Source organism: Salmonella enterica subsp. enterica serovar Typhimurium str. LT2 (genome assembly GCF_000006945.2).
Classification (GTDB): Bacteria; Pseudomonadota; Gammaproteobacteria; order Enterobacterales; family Enterobacteriaceae; genus Salmonella; species Salmonella enterica.
This window is the reverse complement of sequence record NC_003197.2, coordinates 969,867-987,121: the sequence shown is the minus strand read 5'-3', so window position 1 is coordinate 987,121 and position 17,255 is coordinate 969,867. Positions and strand designations below refer to the sequence as shown.

Genomic DNA, 17,255 nt, shown 5'->3' with positions numbered 1-17,255 from the left:
TCCTCAGTTGGTGTAGGTGATCCGGTACGTGATTTCTGCCATGCCCCACGTTGCCATTTCACTGTCGCGCTGGTAGTCATAACCCAGCGGCGTCATCGTATTGATAAGGTTTTCCAGGCCTCTGACCTCTTCCAGTGCGGGGAATATTTTCTCTTCCATCCACATATCAAGTTCCGCATCCGGGGCCTGCGCTTTCAGAAATACCGCCACATGGAGAACGGCCTCCCAGTCGCGTTCATCAAGCATCTGCCCGGCGAACTGCGCATCGGTCAACCAGACAGCCAGTGCGGGAAGCTCTTCTGGTTCAATAAAGACCGGCAAACCGTCGTGCAGCATGGCGGACGATCCAGACAGGGATTCAAGTTTCGCCAGCACGGCGTGGCGAATCTGGGTGTGTTTGTTCATCGGGTCAGATACAGCCTCAGTTGTTGTTTCAGCGCATACATCAGTTGTTTTGGCATCTCCTGCTCCAGCATACGTTTTTTCTCCGTTTCAAACGCCTGCGTCAGCGGGGCAACCAGCGGGATCTTGACGACATCAATCGGGTAGCGGCTTTTGCCGTTCACGCGTCGCATAACATGCCAGCGACCGTTCGCCAGTTGCTGAATAAAGGCATCCCGGAACAGATACGGGCCGATTTTCAGTACGCTGCCACGACGCAGGAGTTTCCCGCCGCGCCGGGACAGCCTGACCTGTGCACTGCCGAGTTTGATGGCGGGCAGGTTGCCGCGGTTAACCCGGATACGGGCATAGTGTTTTCCCGTTGCGCTCGCCTTCCAGAGTCTGACGCGCTGTTTCACCAGCCGGAAAGGGATCCCTTTTTTCTGGTTATCTCCCGCCACAGCCTCTTTCGCCACACGGTGCGTGGCGGCGGACACCGCCGAGGCCGCCACGCGGTTGACTGCCCAGGCGCTGGCCTGCGGCACCATATGCCTGTCCAGACTGTTCAGGTTACGAATGGCATTTTCGAGCCCCTTCAGAGACATGATTCACTCCAGTGAAATCTGGTATTTTCCGTTGACGCGCTGCCAGCGGGTGACAGTAAAATCCAGTCCACGCCAGAGCACGGCCTGCTTTCTGGCGGGCCTGTACTGTGGGCTGAACACAATCAGGTGTGTCCCCTCCCCGGAAAGCGCACCCAGTTCCGCCATAAACGTGGCCTCCGCAGCAACATACTCCGCCCCGTCAATCAGGACAGGCCGCCCGAAGCGGGCAGCCGTCACCTCGTCCATCCTGGTGCTCAGGCGGTCAAAGGGATTAGCCATTGAGCCGTACCGGCACAGATTCCTCCCCTTTTGCCGCCGGCGCCCAGGTCACGCCCACCAGCGGCAGTCCGCCGGTGGCATCCAGCTGTACCTTACCGTCTTTCAGATACACTTTTTTTCCCGCCGCCATCACATCGGTGGCCAGTTTGGGGACCAGGAAAACGCCGTGGGCGATGCCGTCCCCGGTGGCGCCTGCCGCAATATCGGTGACAGCGACGACGAACACATCGCCGGCCTGCACCAGGCTGCCACTCTTTACTGCAGCGGTGGCCGTAATGGCGAGCGTGGTGCCCGCCTGTACATAATTCTTTGCCATAATGATTTTCTCCGTTCCGGTCACGAATGGCCGGATTTCAGACGTAAAAAAAGCCCTGACGGGCCATTCGGATAGTTGTCTGTGACATTTATGCGGAACATTTCACCAGGCCGCGGTGATCGACCGGGGCCACCCCGGCATCGATACGTACTTTGGTAGTCACGCCGTCGACGCTGAAACCGTCCTGCTGATCGATATACGGCGTATCCACGCCGTTGAGATAGGCCACCTCAATGGTGTCAGTGCCTTTGGCGGCAGCCAGATAAAAAGTGGACTGGCTGTTATCATCAAGGCGTGGCTCGGCGATGACGGTCGCAAAATCTTTCACCGGGTTAATAATGCCGGCATTAATATCCGCGCCTTTCACGCTCGTGGATTTGATCACCTGGTTAGTGACGGACTCCAGTGCTGTCGGCACCAGCACGAATGCCGGGCGAATATTCAGGTGACGCTCACCTTCTTTCTGGGTACGCATCAGCTGGCGGGCTTTATCCAGCGATGCCACATCCATCAGCGCCCCTTCCAGCACATTCGCGTGTTTCGCCTTATCGAACAGGTTCACGTTGTCCGTGGACATTTTCGGGTTGGAGGTCAGGATGGCATAAACCAGATCGGCAATGGTGGACTTCGCTGCCCGCCCCAGCTTCATCGGGACATCGGTCAGCATGTTCAGGTCGTCGTTAATGATGGCCTGACGGGTGATGCTGAACAGTTCCCCGTAGGTTGCCAGCGCAATGGTGGCCTGTTTGTCCCCGGTGGTGACGTACTTATATTCTGCCCCCTCGCGCACCTGACGCAGGGAATTAAAGCCCCCCATCCCCACACGGTGTGCGGTTTTGAAGTCAGAAAGCTGGCCTTTGCGCGTCCACAGTTCGTAGGTTTCCGGGGCTTCCTCCCATCCCTGCAGAATGGCCTTGTTCGCCACATCCAGCAGAATGTTGCCAAAATCTGAGGTGCTGTGCGTGAACGCCATCCCGACCATCTGCATCGGGTTCAGCGTCGAGACACCCACGCCACGTTCGGTCAGTGACATGCGCGCCAGTTCCCGCATGGTCATGGCGTTATACGGGTTATCCGCCTGGCTGCTTTCAAACCCCGCCCGCGCCATCAGGGAAGCCCGGATGCCATCCCCGGCAAAGTTACCGTTCCCCGCATAGATATGGGAGAGCATCGGATTTTGTGTGTTCTGCGTCCCGCCCAGCGTGTTGGTGGGGGTCACCCCCCGGCCCAGCGCCTCCAGCAGTTTGTCTTTTGCCGCGTCCACATTGCAGTCCACATCCGCAATGCACTGCGCCATCAGCTCGCCGTGGCGGTTACCGAACATACCAAACACATTCTGGATCCCGCTGATACGCTGTCGCTGCTCTTCCTGAAAACGGGCGCGCAGGGTGATTTCATCCGTCCCCGGAGCAGTGGTAGCAGGTTGTGGCGACGGTGTGGTGACCGCCACCGGCGGCGTGGTCATGATGGCCTGCGGCTCCGGCTCCGGCTGCGTCAGTGTCCCGGCGTTACCCTGGGGGGCAATAATCATGTTTTTGACGTTCTGTGGCATATGTTCAAATTCCTCAAGTCGTTTTGAATGCAGATGAGCCATTGCCCGGACGGGCTGAATAACTTTGTCGGCAAAGCCTTCCCGGACACACTCGGCCCCGCTCATCCAGGTCTCACTGGCGAGCAGCGCGGCAATATCGTCCGGTGACTTCCCCGTTTTTTCGGCGTAAATCGGGATGATGACGCTTTCCATCTTGTCGAGCAGATCGGCATAGTCGCGAATATCAGAGGACTCACCGCCGGCAATACCGCGTGGGCGGTGGATCATCATCATCGCGTTTTCCGGCATGATGACGGGGTCGCCCACCATCGCGATGACCGACGCCATCGAACAGGCCACACCGTCCACATACACCACTTTTCTCGCCGGGTGATTTTTCAGCAGATTGTAAATGGCCAGCCCGTCGAAAATACTGCCACCCGGGGAATGAATATGCAGGTTGATCTGCGTGATACTCCCCAGGGCCACCAGCTCTTCGGCAAACCAGTGCGCCGAAATTCCCCAGCCACCAATTTCATCGTAAATACTGATATCGGCCGCGTTATCCGCCGCCGCGCGGATGGTGTACCAGGATTCAGCGCCGCTTTCGTTCTTCCCGCGCGCGGCTGCCATCGCCCTGGGTGGACTTTTCAGGGTCCTTTTTTTCCTCTTTAACATCGGATTGCTCTCCGGTTTCATGCGCCGGATCGGTGTCAAACACCAGCCCCAGCTTACGGTTTTCATCAGTTTCCGCCTTGCGGCGGCGTTTCACGTCGGCAGGCGCGCCCCCTCTGGCCCTCACCCAGTCACCTTCTGTTGCGGCCCCGCCACGTATCAGCACCCGCCAGGCGTTTGCCTCCTTGAGCGGGTCAATCCACGGCATGACAGGCCCGGAATACACCGCATTAAACAGCGAGGACATATCCGTGCCGGCAGGCACCTCAATGGCACCGGAAGCCACCGCAGCAGCCAGCCAGCGCCGGTAGAGAGGACGGGTAAAGGCAGCAATAAAGCTGTCCTGAAGGATGCTGTACCCCTCCTGCGCCTCCACCAGCTCCTGACGCTGGGCGCTGTAGGTTCCGTCATAGTTTCTGGCAATGGAAGAGAAGCTGCCGCGCAGTCCGGCGGCCACCGCACGAAGCTGCCCCATCCGGAAAGATTCCAGACCCGCGTTCGGGCGGTCTGATTTGATCATCCCGATATCCTCCCCGGGATTCAGACCGTCAAACAACATACCGGGCTGGATTTGTGTCTCTTTACGTTTCTCCGGCGCCACATAGCCGTCAGTGCCGACATCCTGCTTTTTGATGAACATGCCGAGCGACGCGGCAATCCGCGCCGCGATGCGCTCGCTGTCCTCGTACTCTTTCAGGTCCATCAGACGAATGATGACGGGGGCAAGAAGAGAAGCGCCGCGCGCCTGATTAAGACGGCGGGTAAAGCGCAGGTGCAGCATATTTTCCGCAGTCACCTCTTTAACGGCGACTGCCGCAGCGCCCGCTCCCGGCCAGGACTGGCAGACCAGATATTTCACCGGACGCCGCCACTCGTTGAAATAAATCCCCTGTACCAGGTTGCTGTTGTTGTCGGTCCTCTCCAGCGGGATATAGTCCGGCTCCAGCGCCTCAAGCCAGAAAGGCACCCCCGCCACAGGAGACAGCCCGCTGATTTTTCCGGTCAGCACCTGAGTGAACACCTCCCCGTCACGCAGCCAGGTGCGCAGCATCAGCCTTTCCAGAACGGGACGGGTGTACTGCCCGGTCACCTCCGGCGAAACAGACCATTCAGCCCAGCACCGGCGGATTTTTTCTGCCAGCACAGAGTTCAGCGTACCGGTCCCCGTCAGGGGCTGCGGTTCAACGATGATCCCCTTCGCGCCGATAATGCGTTCTTCCATTTTGTCCAGCGCACCAATCACCAGGTCGTGGTTGTTGTCAAACCACCGGGCCTGCTCCCGCAACGACTTTCCGGCCAGCTGGATAAGCTGGTCTCCACTTCGATTTTCACGCTTCACCCTGTGGGTACGCGTGGGCGTGATGGCTTCATACGCCCGGATAGCCATCCGGGAACGCAGGCGGGACGCGCCCCACCCCGGAGCCAGCGCGCCAATCGCTTTATCCAGAAAATTCATGTGAACCTCGCCAGTGAATAGAGTTGTCGATCGCAGTCCATAAGCCGCAGGCGATCCTCAATCTCCTTTCGCCCCCGGCGAATATCCCCGAGGCTTTCCATCGTCATTGACTGTCCGTTCAGGGTGATGGATTTCCCCTGAAGCACGGCAAGCTCCGCGTCAAAATAAGCCTGCTGCAGTTGCAGTAACTGTTCCCGGGTCATAACCAGCCTCCGCCGGACACGCCGCCAAACGGCATTGCCGGGTTATGTTGTTCTGTCATTTCGTGATTTTCACTCTCATTCGTCACTGGTTCAGGGTCGACTGCTGCTGATGTGTTGCGGCTGGATTGTGCAGACTCAGGCAGGCGCGCCCAGGGCGGCGGATTATCCCAGTTGATACGTTCATAGCCGCGGATCATTACCAGGGCATGGGCATAGCAGAGTAAATCCAGCGCCTCGTTTGCGCCTTTGCCAGGCTTCGCCCACCTGCCATCCATGCCGCGCTCTTCGTAGGTCAGTTCTTCAAAAAACCAGTCACCCAGCCAGTCAGGAATATGCACGTAGTTTGCCCCCGGCTCTTTACGGTCGAGGGCGGAGGCGATCCGGTCTTTAAGCGCATTGGTCTGCAGGAGATAGAGCGGAACTTCGCCGCAGGCGCGGGCCTGTCGGTCACTGCGCCCGGTATTGTTGGGATAGCTTTTGGAGAATATTTTTGACCGCGCGGTACTGTCCCCCTTAAAGAGATACACCCGACCGGCAAGCCCTTCCCGCCGGCAGTGGCGCCAGAACGCATACGCGTTATCCGTGACGCCATCCTCCCCGCCGGAGTCCACCCCCATGCATAACACACTCATTTCCTGCTCAGGATGTCCGACCAGAGGCCAGGCCCTTTCGAGGACATCCGTAATCAGTAAATGCCAGTCTTCGGGATACGCGCCGGGGTTTATCTGCATGGCCTCGCCGCTCTCATCACAGCGTAGTGACCGGGTGATATTGAAACGGTCCACAATCCAGCGCTCACCATGACTGCCATAACCGACCACCTGCACGACGAAACGGCGCTTTTTACCGCCCTGAACGTCAACAGTAGCGACAAGGAAACGGACACCGTCGGGCACCCGCCGCGGGGGAAGTTTTTCTGCGCGGGCTATCAGCGTTTCGGCTTTACGTTGATCGAGGGATATGCGCGGGAGGTAAGGCAGTCCCCAGTCTGTATTAATAACGGCCTTCAGCGTTTCTTCACTGCCGGTGCGCTCATATTCTTCTTCCGCGGTCAGCAGTTTATAGACCAGCTGCTGCCACGTCTGATACGCCGCAGCTGGTCCCTCCATCCAGAAACTTGCGATACGTGAGCGCCGTGCCTCCCCGCTGATCTCGCCATCTTTATTGATGAACTGCCCCTCTTTCAGCCAGACGCCGCGGTTATTCAGCCCGCGTTTCTGTTCCGGCTGAATTAATGCCCGACAATGCGGGCACTGAATACGCGCGGCCTCGCTGGCGGCCATCAGGTCCGGGTTATCCCGGTAACCCACCATGTTTTCCATCGCGGGCTGGAACCAGTCGCCGCAGTGCGGGCAGGGCCAGTACCACCGCCGGCGATCACCGCGGTTATATAAAGAAAGAATGCCGGTCGTGGGCGGGGCCTCATGCGGCGAGGAACGGCGCCATTTCACATCGGTGATTTCCCGACCAGGCGAACTCTCTGCCAGTGTCATCCCCGCAGACATAAAGGTGGTGGTACGTTTGGATGCCAGGGAAAAACCATCTCCCTCGCCATCGATATTTTCAGGAAAACGGTCATAGTCGGTCAGCGCCACCCGCTTGTAATCCGACGAAGAAAAAACGGTTATGGACGGCCAGCCAATTTTCAGGAATGAACCATCACGAAACATTTTATCGTGGACGTTGTTGTCATTTCGGGAAGGACTGAGCCGCTTTCTGACTTCCGGGCTGTGGTGAAAAGTACGCGCCAGACGGGTTTTGGAGTGCTCGCGGGCTTTGGTTTCGGTCATCTGGACCACCAGCATATCCGCCGGATCGCAGACAATACCGTAAACAATCCACCCGTCAATCAGCCCGAGGGTTTTACCTGTTCGCGCGGGCCCGGCAAAGATCACTGCGTCATATTCCCGTTTTGACAGTGTATTTATCGCTTCATTCATGTAGGGCGTTAACGTGTCATCCCAGGGAACCGCCGTATTGGCGCCGCGGGGAACAAACATAAATTGTTTTATTCCTTCCGCTACCGGCATTCTGCGTGGAGGCCTGAGATATTCAGCAACCTCCCGGCGTACTGCCGCTGCAGAGCCATATTTATTCCCCGTCATCGTCTGCGGTCTCCTGTATTGCCTTAACTAACAGTATTCTGACCTCATCCACCACATCCTGGGCCTCGTTTAGCTGATCCGCAGACCATCCCTTATCCCTTTCCAGTTTATCCGGCCAGACTTCAAGTACCTGCGTAATGGCCTTGACTATCGCCGCCATTTGTTGACGGACTTCCGGCAACGGGACGACCTGCTTCATCTCTTTTTCCAGCCAGAGACGCCCCTTTTCGGAGTCAAACCAGTCCTTACGCTCTTTTGGAGTCATTTTATTCGGATCCTGATGTTCAGCAGCCTGAGAAACGGGCGCTTCCATCAGTACACGGATCACATCGGTCAGGAGATACAGCTTATTTTTTTCATTGCTTCCCGGTGCCAGGGGAACGCCCGAGAGACGACTGACAACCGTCTGGCGATGTAACCCCGTAATAGCGGCAAGCTGACTGATATTGCATTTGAGGTTCTTCAGTTCGCCGTCCATTTTTACCTCTGGGGCTGTTTCTTAGCGCGCCCTCCCCCGGAAAAGCCGAAGATGATGAACAATAAACATACAAATCATCATCTTTTAAAAATAAAAGATATTAAAACAATGAGTTACAACATGATGATGATGCATGAAAAATCAAAAATGCGCCAAATCCCGCGCCGCTGCCGCCCCGTGGAAGACCTATCATCCAGGAGTACCTTTTTACAAATGAGAATAGTTACTATTAATTTGATTTACGTGCCAGTGGTACAGGGGATTATTTTTTCGTAAACGTCTTAACGAGACGTAACTTTGGTTAATGTAAACCAGCGCCAGACTCTGCGCTTAAAATCAAAGGCTTTGAAAATGAAAAAACAGAATATTATTCCTTACATGGAAAAAATTATGCACGAAAGAGGGAAAAGAGCTTTCCAGCCTTCATGGTTCCCTAAAGACGATGATCAAGAAGAAACATTCGATTCTCTTTGTGATTTATACGCTGAAGGAAAAATTACAATGAAAGGGGGTTATTACTTCGACCTAATTTTTATCCTGTAATCTAACCTTCATAAGATATTATCGCAGCCCCTCACTGAAGGGCTGCTGTAATGCCTGATCTCACCTACTGCGTAACCGTATTATCAGCATCACTACCGAGGATATCGGTCAGCGCGGTATCGACGGCAGCGTCAATCTGCTGATCCAGCGTGGATCTAATCTGCGTTTTAACTGCGGGGATTTTTTATATCTGGTTATCCCGGTTGCACATCATCCCAAACGCGAACCCTAACACCAGACCACAAAGGAACATGATAATTACCAGAATTCTGGCTTCTTCCATTTTAGTCCTCACTTCAAACATTGTGTCCGGATATAGTCCTGTGCCCCTTCCAGTTGCTTTTGCATTGTTGTCACTCGCTCTTTGAGGGTGAAATAATCCCGTTGAGCGGAGTCTGCCAGTCTGGGGCGGGCTGCATTATCCACGCGGGCGGCGGAGGTGGATTTACCTGTCGGCATTGCGGGACAGGTGGCGTTGACGAGCAGGCGACGACGGCCAGCGGCGACATCATCGCGCAAAGCATCATTCTCAGCTTTCGCATCAGCGAGTTCCTTTGTATATCTGGCATCGAGGGCGGCAATGTCACGCTGGCGCTTCGTCATGTCGGTAATTGTCGCGTTCGCCAGCGTCAGGCGATGGCTGGCGGTATCGCGCTGCGATTTATACTGAATGGCGTTGTCGCGGTAATGCTCTGTTGTCCATGCAAGTGCAGCAATCAGCAAAGTCACTGAGAGTTGCAACCAGTATTTTTTCAGCAATACAGGTAACAGATTCATACCAGCACCGATTTTGCTTTCTCAAAGCGCTCCCGCCGATCGCCGAAGCCGTTCTGCCCTCCGTTGATGATCTGCGTAACACGTACCAGGTCGCCGGAATATTTCAGACACCCTTTAGTCACAAAAAACCACGCTGCGGATCGGGCGGCATGACGTTCCAGTTCAAGCTGTCCCGGATTCGCCACCAGATCCAGTTTCAGGGCAACGCCACATCTGGTGTAATTCTCCAGTCCGGTAATCTGGATAAGCCCACGCCCGCGATACTTCCAGCCATCTCCGGCGTCTTTGTTACCCATGCGGCCACCGTAAACCAGATTGGCTATTTGTGGCTGGTGGGCAACCTGGCGACCATCAATACGCCCCAGCATTTCGCACTGATACGGCGTCAGGCGTTTACCAAACGTCTTCTTCAGCGCCTCCACCGAATAATTGAAGCTTTCCCTCAGAACAGTAAATCCTGCTGATTCATGTCCCGTTTGTGCAATAAACATGGCCTGATCCAGTGGCGCAGTAATACCGAATTCGCTCATTGCCGCATCAATGTGTGGAAACCAGCGCGCAGAAAGCCCGGCGCTGATACCAGCCGCCTGCTGAAATTGTAACTCATTCATGATTAAACCTGTGGGGGGTTGCCACCGCCAAAGCGGTTACTGAAATACGTTGAAATGATGGTGCTGATTTTCTTCACGCCGATAAATCCGATAGTGCCGCCAATGGCTATTGTCAGACTTTTCGGCACATCAAAATAATCCAGCGCAGAAACCGCCGTCAGGGTCAGGGAACCACACAGCAACCCTTCAAACAGCGTTTCTTTCCAGCTGCTGCCGTTATAGACCATGCGGAAAAACGCAACAACGATTGCCATAACAACGCCGCCAATGGGTACGTCTCCCCGCCACCAGCTTTGAAAAAGTTCGATCCAACTGTCCCACGAATGGGGATCAAAGTGCATTTTCATGACCTCCCCCTGTCCGGGAGACTAATTACCCGGGTATCGGGTGAGTGGAAAAAGAAAAGGCTACCGAAGTAGCCTTTGATTTAAGTAATGGGTAGAGTAGGTGCTGCAGTGCCGATCGCTACCCGGTGAGCCTTTGGTTGATCAGCCATGACTCGCGGCGCTCATGTCTGCTGCAACGTTGATTAACAAAAGTAGATGATCAATTTGCCCCGTGCTAACGGGATTCACCGCAACACCTGCATAATAACACTGTGGTTTACATGGTTTATTTGAGATTTATCCGTTTAACTTAACCGATGAAGTCAGGCAAGGTGTTGATGTCTGCATAACCAGGTCAAGTGTTCAGACTCCCCTGCTAATGATGATGAAGTAGCTTTTTTTCAAATTCAGTATTTACTGCCCGCCACTTCCCTTGGCGTTTTTTTTCGCCTGAAATTTGCCCTGTAACGATGGACCACCGCCGCGTTACCAGCGGAGCTACACGAAGTATCAGGTAAATTTTGAATGAGCGTTGAGCCCAAAGGTCAGTATTTTTTCACAAAAATTTTGCAAAAAAACAGCGCCCATTCAAAATATCATTTTATAAACATCACTTACTTCCAAATAGAATTTTGGTGAAGTGCTGATTGACAACGCCACTGCGCTTACCATCATTGCCAAAGTAACGGTCCTGTCGACATAATCTTTCTTTTACATCACAAAAAATGCCATTTGAAAAAGTAAATGCTGTACGATCAAAATCCCCCATAGATTTCAGTTTTTTTAACTGAACAGAACCTGCATAGTGCTTTGTCAGAACAAACGAAATACCTGTTGAGTCAGCGCAAAAATACTGATCACATAATACGCCCCGCCCGGGTGAGTAAACCGCTGCGGACTCTGGTTGTTTTGCAACAGCAGATGCCATGAATAACCCCGGAACCAGAAACAAAGCCATTATAACCGATTTCATGTTCAACTCCTGTATCACAAACACTCTCATCCACATACTAATACTGACAAAATAGTGTTCTGATATTCAACACATATTTCCACTGTTATAAGCGGTGATACTATACAGGCTTTTATATGGCGAAGAGCCTGTCAGCATCATTTTCAGAAAATTACACTGATTCAATAAGCCAGCACTCATGCAAACTCAGGCCGCTTTCAGTCACTATGGTAATCCCATCATCTCATACTGAAAAACTTTTACTGGAGCGGTCAGCGGAAATCGGACCTCGTACCTACAGCTTAGAAATCTGTCCGGGTGAGCCAGTGGCGGTCGGTTGTTACGGTGCCGGGTGCCTCCCGGTGAACCACATACCAGTCGACATGGTTCGCGAGGAACATATATTTGACTGGTCGCCCCGCCGCTCAGGGGGATTCGCCATAACTGTGTTTTTATTGGTTTACTAAAGTATAACTTTAACAGCAGACATCCTCCACGCTCTAAGAAACAAGAAGGTCTACTGCACTACGGATAGAAGTTTACATAAGTTTTGATTAAGGCTATGTTCTTTACGGGAACATTTGTAGAACCTTATATCTCTTTGGCATTATTTTGCGACGATACAGGTGCCCGCTCTCTGTAGCGGGCTTTTTTTCGCCTGTAAAAAAGGCTCACCGAAGTGAGCCTTTGGGACACGCTATATTTGTTATCAGTATGCTGCAGTGCCGGGTGCCTCCCGGTGAATCTTTGGCTGGCTATACCGTGACTCGTGTGGCAAACAAACAGCTGTTTCCATTGATAACCAATTACACCCCACCGCACAGGGGGATTCACTGTAGCAGCAGTAACATAACATGATAATTTAGCTGGTTTATCATTTTAAGAATTATCTGCTCATACCTGACAGTAATGGCATATAAATTGTGAGATGTTTCACGGTTGCCACCAGTCAGTTTCTTGCAGGTTTCTGCTGATGGGCTGGTGTTTACCTGTGTAACGGCAGGAGCAAGGCCCCTTTACCTTCAGTATTTACTGACCGCTTACTTTTCTTGAGCGGGATTTTTTATCGGCAGCAAGTAAAAAATTACACTGCATCGCTATCAGGAGAACAAAAATGCCAGGATACTATAAAATCAGTCATAGTTGGGAGTACAGGAGACGTACATGCCAGGATGATGTCCTTCTGGAAGCTGTTATCACTTCAGATACAAATCTGAATACAGAAAAAACACTTCTACAATGGCTGAATGACAAGAATAAAAACAAGGGAACCAATACTGTCGATTATAAAGATATCACGTGCTGGTACTACGGTGGAGTATGGCTACATTATGCTATTAACAATAACGCCCTGTCTTTATATATGCATTCAAGTGGGGAGGATGCTTTTGATTCACTCAATTACTGCGCCTATGAAATAGCAAAAACATTTTATAAAAATCATTCTGACATTAGCATTCTATGGATTGAACACCCACACAAACGTAACAAGCTTAAAGAAACATGAATACAAGATTAATCATAAAAAACCCGCACGGTGGCGGGTGATTTAGAATTAATAATCAACAGGCGTAACTCTGCATGATTAGAAGCATACAGGACAAGTTTATGCAAAGTCAACCTTATCGTGCAAAAACTTGTCGCCATTTGTTCCGATTACATCAATAAGCTGTTGCCTTCTCAAATTCTGATGCGGCCTGACGCTCTCCTTTGTACAATACATCAACCAGCATTTCATAGAATGGCTTCCAGTTGCGAGACCAGGATGATTGGTGGAGATCCGGAAGACGTTTAAGGATAGCGCGATGAACGGTCGCAGAAGACACTCTGGAATAACCCTCGCCACTACAACGTTCACAGGTTTTGAACACCGGCACACCTCTTTCTTTTGTCGCAATGCGGTCGAGCACTTCACCTTTACCACCGCAACGGCACCGGGCGCTTATTGTTCCCTTACCGTCGCAAGCTTCACAGACTGCCGGCACTATCTCCGTTACCTCCGTCCATTTCTCCCAGTCGGACGGGCGGACAGCGCGGGACTTACTGGCCCAGTATGGCGCTTTCCCCCACGGGTAAGACACTTTGCGGGTTGTCTGCGTTCGGGTAATTCGCCCACTGCCTTTGCAGGTGTGACATGTCACGCTGGTAGCTGCCGAACGGGAATACTCAGCAAAGGCAAACTGCGCCAGTACCAGCATACACCAGCCAAATTCACCACCTGCAGCTTTGCGCACGTTCTTCGGTGCAGTATCCATCGCGTGACGCACCAGCGCCTGAACCGCCAGTTGCTCATCCGTTTTGCTGATCCCGGCCTTTCCGAAGAAAGCAGCCAGGCCGAAGCGCGCACGGCTGCTGGTGGTACCAATAGCGACCATTATATCGGTACCTGTAAGCCGATCCGGCGATGTCTCTTTCACACTGTCGCTGATGTGCATCCCCTGAGGGCTGAAGTGTTTTAGCGATGCTTCCAGTTTCATTCTTCACACTCTCCAACCAGATTAAGAATAACCGCCGCGCCTTTGTCTTCCATATATTCATCCTTTCCGCTTGCCAGAAACCAGCGGCACACCTCTACGGCTTCAGCACGCGACAAAGGTTTGATTGTTGCCAGCAATTTTTCGAGATAACGCTCACGGTCACACACTGATTTATGATGTTCCGAATAACCATATCCGTGACCGAGTTCCCTGCCTGCAGTGTGACGAACCTGATAAAGCCAGTCCCAGTAAATAAATTCACGAACCACATCTGACAGCGTATGGGGCTCAGGCAATACGTCACGGTAGCCGTCTACCATAACGCGGCGCTGTTCATCAATTTCAAACATGCGGCCGCCGTCAATATGACCGGCTTCGAGTTCCTCCGTAGTCCATCCCCAGTCATAATCATCAATGAATTTTGCAGAAGACTTAATAACTCGCTCGGCCTCAACATCCTCCATTGCAGATTCATAGCTGCCGAACGTAGCGCGCACTTCAGAGGCCTTTTTGATATTCTCCCGCGCTGATTTAATAGCGTTCGCGGGGTTATTCATGCCGATGGTGCCGAAAGCTATCTGGAAAGGATCGCAGCCATTCGCCAGCAGATAACGGGAATACCGTTCCCCGGCCTCTTTTGGAGAGATTTTAATTTTCTCCAGCGCAGCTTCTGCAGCGTCCAGATGTGCAGGTTCATTCAGGTGGATAACCTCCAGTACCCACAGATAGGCGTCGGTCTGTTTATGCCCGGTGATTCTACGTTGCTCAGGCAGAGGTTTGACGTTTACCAGGGCGGAGCTGTGCGCTGCCGTCGGGATGGTGAATAGTGCTTTATGTTCGTTGTTATCTGTACGCATTACGCAGCCACCTTTTTCTTGTGGAAAACCAGCTCACGAACCTGATCGCCATTCATGAGCATATTGTTGAAATCACCGTGATCAGGCCAGTACACACTGACGCGCTGCAGATCGTTCTTTGCCATCAGATTGGCATGAGCGCATTCGTAAGCCGCAGCCAGCCCGGTGGCGCTGTTCTCGTCGCGGTCGGCAAAAATAATCAGGTGCAGAACTCCTGCTGGTACGCGAAACTTTTTCATAAAGCCGCTGTTAATGGTTGCCCAGGTGTTCACTTTATAAATCTGGTGCGCTGACAGCGCCGTTTCGATGCCTTCGGCGATACCCAGAGTGCTGGCGACAGGAAACATGCGGATAGCTACTGAACGAGCGTGATCCAGATAGTTATCTTCCTGCAGGGATTTGAGGCGCTTTGAACTGCTACCGATGTCTGCTTTTTTGGCACCATCAAGCAGGGTCTGATGCAGATAGCACAACTCCCCTTTATCGTCAGTAGCAAGGGAATAAAGAGACTGGAATACACACCCGTTGTGTCTCTGCCTGGCATTGAACCGGATCGCCTCAGCAGGAAGGTTAAATATTCCACGAGAATTGAGATACGCAGCACCGGATGTGCCACGCAGTGCCTCCAGCTTAGAGAACTTGCTCAACACACGCTTGCGTAAGCTGGTGGCGCTGCTGTTTACCGGGATTTTCACCCGCTGGTAATCATTTCCGATCAGACGGTCTATTTCGGTACAAATCTCGTTAAATGGCTTCCCCTGTGTCAGGGTGACAAGTTTCATGCCATCGCCACTACCACATACACAGATCCATGTCCCGGCACCGTCGCGGTCGTCAATGCGGAACTTGCCACGTGCACCGCATACAGGGCATTCGCCCCTGTAGTGATTTTTTCCGGTTATCGGCGGCAGGTCGAAGTGCTCTAAAATTTCAGGCCAGCGGCCTTTCGCCGCTTCTGCTGTTTTCACGCTGTTCTTCTCCCAAGCATACTGCGAATATTCTCTACCTGGCGTTTTGCACTTATTACCTTGTGGGTAATGTCTGAGTCGGGAATGGGGCTGGCAGTTTCAGCAGGTGCGGCCGCCTTCCCCTTTCCTTTTGCATATCTGATAAGTTTGTGTCTGATGTAGTTGCTTACCTCCGGGGTAATTTCCATCGGGAAGTCACTCAGGTCATTCGGCCATTCACCGAATTTTTCCCGGAAGGTGTGTGCGCACCAGCCATCACTGACGGGCCTTTTCCCCTGAGATACGCGCTGGCGCTGATAAAATTTGATCTGACTCCACCAGGCTTGTTTCTGTGCCTTTGTGGGTCGATGCTGATTTTTACCCAGCTTTTTGAGTTTACGCCCTGTGTCGGTGTCGACGTCTTCACCTGCCAGCGGCTTATGTCCGCATTTCGGGCAGACGTACACACCAGCGGGTTTCATGTAATGACATTGTGAGCATTCGCGCGGGAGTTTTTCGGCCCGTTCCTGACTGGAGCGGCGCGCGCTTTCCTCCATGCCGTCAGACTTGCCGGGAAGATCGTCATATTCGATTGAATCCGGATAACCCAGACGGTGCACAGTGCCGCTGTGATCAAAGATGAGGCAGGATTCTTTACCCGGTGCGGTGCGAAGACCGCGGCCGATCGCCTGCAGCCAGCGAATTTCGCTTTTGGTTGGTCTTGCGTAGATGATACAGCGAACGTCACTGTCGAATCCGGCAACCAGCACGCCCACGCTGACGATGATTTTCGTTGCACCGGTTTCAAAGCGGTGAATGATGGTCTGACGCTCATCCACTGGAGTGTCGGCAGTCATGACCTCAGCATTAATACCCGCCAGGTTAAACTGGATTGTCAGGTAATTGGCGTGGGCTACGTTGACGCAGAAAGCGATGGTAGGCAGATCCCGGCCATTCTCCAGCCAGTTCTGTACGATGTCGCCCACCAGCGTAGATCCGCACATGATTTCAGCCAGCTGCGCTTCGTTGTAATCGCTGCCGTACTCAAGCGAAGACTTGGTTTTTACGCCTTTCAAATCCGGCTTTGTCGGAGCGTAAAATTCGTATTTACTCAGATCGCCGCGCTGGATTAACTCGCCGATGGTGGTCGGCTTAATCAGTCGGTCATAGTATTTGCCCAGAAACGGTGAAAACGGTGTACCCGACAGGCCAATTACTTTTACTCCGCTGGCGCGCAGACGCTCAATGTCCTGCAAAATACGCTTTTTGCGCAGATGTGCTTCGTCGATGATCAACAGGTCGATATTGTCGGGAAATTCACGACGAATAAGCGTGTCAGCGCTGGCTATCTGGATTTTCAGCGCCGGATTATGGTTCGGATGACTGGCCCATACGTACCCGATTTCGTCACCCGATAATCCGTACTCAATGAAACGGCTGGCGGTCTGGGTGATCAGTATCTGGTAGGGCACGCAGAACATCACCCGCATTCCGCGACTGACGAAACCGTCAACGATAAACGCTGCTAACCCCGTTTTGCCGCTGCCAGTGGGTGCATACACCATAAAAGTATTATGCGACTTCCAGTCGCGGCGCAGCATGTTCAGCGCGCGTTCCTGGGCAAAATTTGGCGTGATGGTCAGCATTGTCCAGCCCCCATATCGATGCGATAATGATTTTGTGATGTGGTTTTCATGGATTCCCCCTCACATGGCTGGTGGCCTCCCCAAAAGCTG

16 protein-coding genes and 15 other annotated features are annotated in these 17,255 nt (G+C 52.9%); of the genes, 2 read left to right on the top strand and 14 right to left on the bottom strand.

The window, feature by feature from the left end:
* Window positions 1–3 precede the first annotated feature (3 nt).
* Window positions 4–410, bottom strand: a protein-coding gene (locus STM0915) for a Fels-1 prophage protein (RefSeq protein ID NP_459892.1). Within the gene, window positions 4–405 belong to an annotated coding region; the region does not span the whole gene.
* Window positions 402–993 (bottom strand): putative Fels-1 phage tail component gene (locus tag STM0914; protein NP_459891.1). Within the gene, window positions 402–986 belong to an annotated coding region; the region does not span the whole gene. The genes STM0915 and STM0914 overlap by 9 nt, the downstream gene beginning before the upstream one ends.
* Window positions 405–410: a ribosome-binding site (putative RBS for STM0915; RegulonDB:STMS1H001207), on the bottom strand. Its footprint overlaps the gene before it by 6 nt.
* Window positions 982–987, top strand: a ribosome-binding site (putative RBS for STM0913; RegulonDB:STMS1H001205).
* On the opposite strand from STM0914, the gene STM0913 reads away from it, so the two are divergent.
* Window positions 982–1,656 (top strand): Fels-1 prophage protein gene (locus STM0913; protein ID NP_459890.1). Within the gene, window positions 985–1,656 belong to an annotated coding region; the region does not span the whole gene. The genes STM0914 and STM0913 overlap by 12 nt on opposite strands.
* Window positions 988–993: a ribosome-binding site (putative RBS for STM0914; RegulonDB:STMS1H001206), on the bottom strand. Its footprint overlaps the gene before it by 6 nt.
* Window positions 1,657–1,669: 13 nt before the next feature.
* On the opposite strand, the gene STM0912 is transcribed toward STM0913, so the two are convergent.
* The 8 genes from STM0912 to STM0905 all read right to left on the bottom strand — a co-directional run bounded on the left by STM0912 (window position 1,670) and on the right by STM0905 (window position 11,295).
* Window positions 1,670–3,862, bottom strand: a protein-coding gene (locus tag STM0912) for a Fels-1 prophage protease subunits of ATP-dependent proteases (protein NP_459889.3). Within the gene, window positions 1,670–3,856 belong to an annotated coding region; the region does not span the whole gene.
* The gene (locus STM0911; protein ID NP_459888.1) for a Fels-1 prophage protein occupies window positions 3,708–5,249 on the bottom strand. Within the gene, window positions 3,708–5,243 belong to an annotated coding region; the region does not span the whole gene. The genes STM0912 and STM0911 overlap by 155 nt, the downstream gene beginning before the upstream one ends.
* Window positions 3,857–3,862: a ribosome-binding site (putative RBS for STM0912; RegulonDB:STMS1H001204), on the bottom strand. Its footprint overlaps the gene before it by 6 nt.
* Window positions 5,244–5,249, bottom strand: a ribosome-binding site (putative RBS for STM0911; RegulonDB:STMS1H001203). Its footprint lies within the gene STM0911.
* 193 nt (window positions 5,250–5,442) lie before the next feature.
* The gene (locus tag STM0910; RefSeq protein ID NP_459887.1) for a Fels-1 prophage protein occupies window positions 5,443–7,559 on the bottom strand. Within the gene, window positions 5,443–7,551 belong to an annotated coding region; the region does not span the whole gene.
* The gene (locus STM0909; protein NP_459886.1) for a Fels-1 prophage protein occupies window positions 7,538–8,035 on the bottom strand. Within the gene, window positions 7,538–8,029 belong to an annotated coding region; the region does not span the whole gene. Before STM0909 ends, STM0910 begins: the two co-directional genes overlap by 22 nt.
* Window positions 7,554–7,559: a ribosome-binding site (putative RBS for STM0910; RegulonDB:STMS1H001202), on the bottom strand. Its footprint overlaps the gene before it by 6 nt.
* Window positions 8,030–8,035 (bottom strand) — a ribosome-binding site (putative RBS for STM0909; RegulonDB:STMS1H001201). Its footprint lies within the gene STM0909.
* Before the next feature lie 828 nt (window positions 8,036–8,863).
* Window positions 8,864–9,360, bottom strand: a protein-coding gene (locus STM0908) for a Fels-1 prophage protein (protein ID NP_459885.1). Within the gene, window positions 8,864–9,349 belong to an annotated coding region; the region does not span the whole gene.
* The gene (locus tag STM0907; protein NP_459884.1) for a putative Fels-1 prophage chitinase occupies window positions 9,346–9,966 on the bottom strand. Within the gene, window positions 9,346–9,960 belong to an annotated coding region; the region does not span the whole gene. Before STM0907 ends, STM0908 begins: the two co-directional genes overlap by 15 nt.
* Window positions 9,355–9,360, bottom strand: a ribosome-binding site (putative RBS for STM0908; RegulonDB:STMS1H001200). It overlaps the preceding gene by 6 nt.
* Window positions 9,961–9,966, bottom strand: a ribosome-binding site (putative RBS for STM0907; RegulonDB:STMS1H001199). (Lies within the gene STM0907.)
* Window positions 9,963–10,314 (bottom strand): Fels-1 prophage protein gene (locus tag STM0906; protein ID NP_459883.1). Within the gene, window positions 9,963–10,307 belong to an annotated coding region; the region does not span the whole gene. The genes STM0907 and STM0906 overlap by 4 nt, the downstream gene beginning before the upstream one ends.
* Window positions 10,309–10,314 (bottom strand) — a ribosome-binding site (putative RBS for STM0906; RegulonDB:STMS1H001198). Its footprint overlaps the gene before it by 6 nt.
* Before the next feature lie 582 nt (window positions 10,315–10,896).
* Complete coding sequence (locus tag STM0905; protein ID NP_459882.1) at window positions 10,897–11,295, bottom strand: Fels-1 prophage hypothetical protein; 399 nt, start codon at window positions 11,293–11,295, stop codon at window positions 10,897–10,899.
* 1,049 nt (window positions 11,296–12,344) lie between these two features.
* Window positions 12,345–12,350 (top strand) — a ribosome-binding site (putative RBS for STM0904; RegulonDB:STMS1H001197).
* Between STM0905 and STM0904 the strand changes: the two genes are divergently transcribed.
* Window positions 12,345–12,745 (top strand): Fels-1 prophage protein gene (locus STM0904; RefSeq protein ID NP_459881.1). Within the gene, window positions 12,353–12,745 belong to an annotated coding region; the region does not span the whole gene. It overlaps the preceding feature by 6 nt.
* Window positions 12,746–12,899: 154 nt before the next feature.
* Here the strand turns inward: STM0904 and STM0903 are convergent.
* The 4 genes from STM0903 to STM0900 all read right to left on the bottom strand — a co-directional run bounded on the left by STM0903 (window position 12,900) and on the right by STM0900 (window position 17,128).
* Window positions 12,900–13,720 (bottom strand): putative Fels-1 prophage chaparone gene (locus tag STM0903; RefSeq protein ID NP_459880.1). Within the gene, window positions 12,900–13,715 belong to an annotated coding region; the region does not span the whole gene.
* Window positions 13,712–14,578, bottom strand: a protein-coding gene (locus STM0902; RefSeq protein NP_459879.1) for a Fels-1 prophage protein. Within the gene, window positions 13,712–14,572 belong to an annotated coding region; the region does not span the whole gene. The genes STM0903 and STM0902 overlap by 9 nt, the downstream gene beginning before the upstream one ends.
* Window positions 13,715–13,720: a ribosome-binding site (putative RBS for STM0903; RegulonDB:STMS1H001196), on the bottom strand. (Overlaps the previous gene by 6 nt.)
* Window positions 14,572–15,545 (bottom strand): Fels-1 putative prophage DNA primase gene (locus tag STM0901; protein ID NP_459878.1). Within the gene, window positions 14,572–15,540 belong to an annotated coding region; the region does not span the whole gene. The genes STM0902 and STM0901 overlap by 7 nt, the downstream gene beginning before the upstream one ends.
* Window positions 14,573–14,578: a ribosome-binding site (putative RBS for STM0902; RegulonDB:STMS1H001195), on the bottom strand. Its footprint overlaps the gene before it by 6 nt.
* Window positions 15,537–17,128, bottom strand: a protein-coding gene (locus STM0900; RefSeq protein NP_459877.1) for a putative Fels-1 prophage DNA or RNA helicases of superfamily II. Within the gene, window positions 15,537–17,120 belong to an annotated coding region; the region does not span the whole gene. The genes STM0901 and STM0900 overlap by 9 nt, the downstream gene beginning before the upstream one ends.
* Window positions 15,540–15,545: a ribosome-binding site (putative RBS for STM0901; RegulonDB:STMS1H001194), on the bottom strand. Its footprint overlaps the gene before it by 6 nt.
* Window positions 17,123–17,128 (bottom strand) — a ribosome-binding site (putative RBS for STM0900; RegulonDB:STMS1H001193). (Lies within the gene STM0900.)
* Window positions 17,129–17,255: the final 127 nt, after the last annotated feature.

Bases quoted from the DNA above. Each gene is read 5' to 3' on its own strand.
- STM0912 (NP_459889.3), bottom strand. From the start codon at position 3,856: ATGAAAACCGTAAGCTGGGGCTGGTGTTTGACACCGATCCGGCGCATG.
- STM0908 (NP_459885.1), bottom strand. From the start codon at position 9,349: ATGAATCTGTTACCTGTATTGCTGAAAAAATACTGGTTGCAACTCTCA.
- STM0900 (NP_459877.1), bottom strand. From the start codon at position 17,120: ATGCTGCGCCGCGACTGGAAGTCGCATAATACTTTTATGGTGTATGCA.
- STM0910 (NP_459887.1), bottom strand. From the start codon at position 7,551: ATGACGGGGAATAAATATGGCTCTGCAGCGGCAGTACGCCGGGAGGTT.
- STM0902 (NP_459879.1), bottom strand. From the start codon at position 14,572: ATGCGTACAGATAACAACGAACATAAAGCACTATTCACCATCCCGACG.
- STM0906 (NP_459883.1), bottom strand. From the start codon at position 10,307: ATGAAAATGCACTTTGATCCCCATTCGTGGGACAGTTGGATCGAACTT.
- STM0909 (NP_459886.1), bottom strand. From the start codon at position 8,029: ATGGACGGCGAACTGAAGAACCTCAAATGCAATATCAGTCAGCTTGCC.
- STM0914 (NP_459891.1), bottom strand. From the start codon at position 986: ATGTCTCTGAAGGGGCTCGAAAATGCCATTCGTAACCTGAACAGTCTG.
- STM0907 (NP_459884.1), bottom strand. From the start codon at position 9,960: ATGAATGAGTTACAATTTCAGCAGGCGGCTGGTATCAGCGCCGGGCTT.
- STM0905 (NP_459882.1), bottom strand. From the start codon at position 11,295: ATGTGGATGAGAGTGTTTGTGATACAGGAGTTGAACATGAAATCGGTT.
- STM0915 (NP_459892.1), bottom strand. From the start codon at position 405: ATGAACAAACACACCCAGATTCGCCACGCCGTGCTGGCGAAACTTGAA.
- STM0913 (NP_459890.1), top strand. From the start codon at position 985: ATGATTCACTCCAGTGAAATCTGGTATTTTCCGTTGACGCGCTGCCAG.
- STM0911 (NP_459888.1), bottom strand. From the start codon at position 5,243: ATGAATTTTCTGGATAAAGCGATTGGCGCGCTGGCTCCGGGGTGGGGC.
- STM0903 (NP_459880.1), bottom strand. From the start codon at position 13,715: ATGAAACTGGAAGCATCGCTAAAACACTTCAGCCCTCAGGGGATGCAC.
- STM0904 (NP_459881.1), top strand. From the start codon at position 12,353: ATGCCAGGATACTATAAAATCAGTCATAGTTGGGAGTACAGGAGACGT.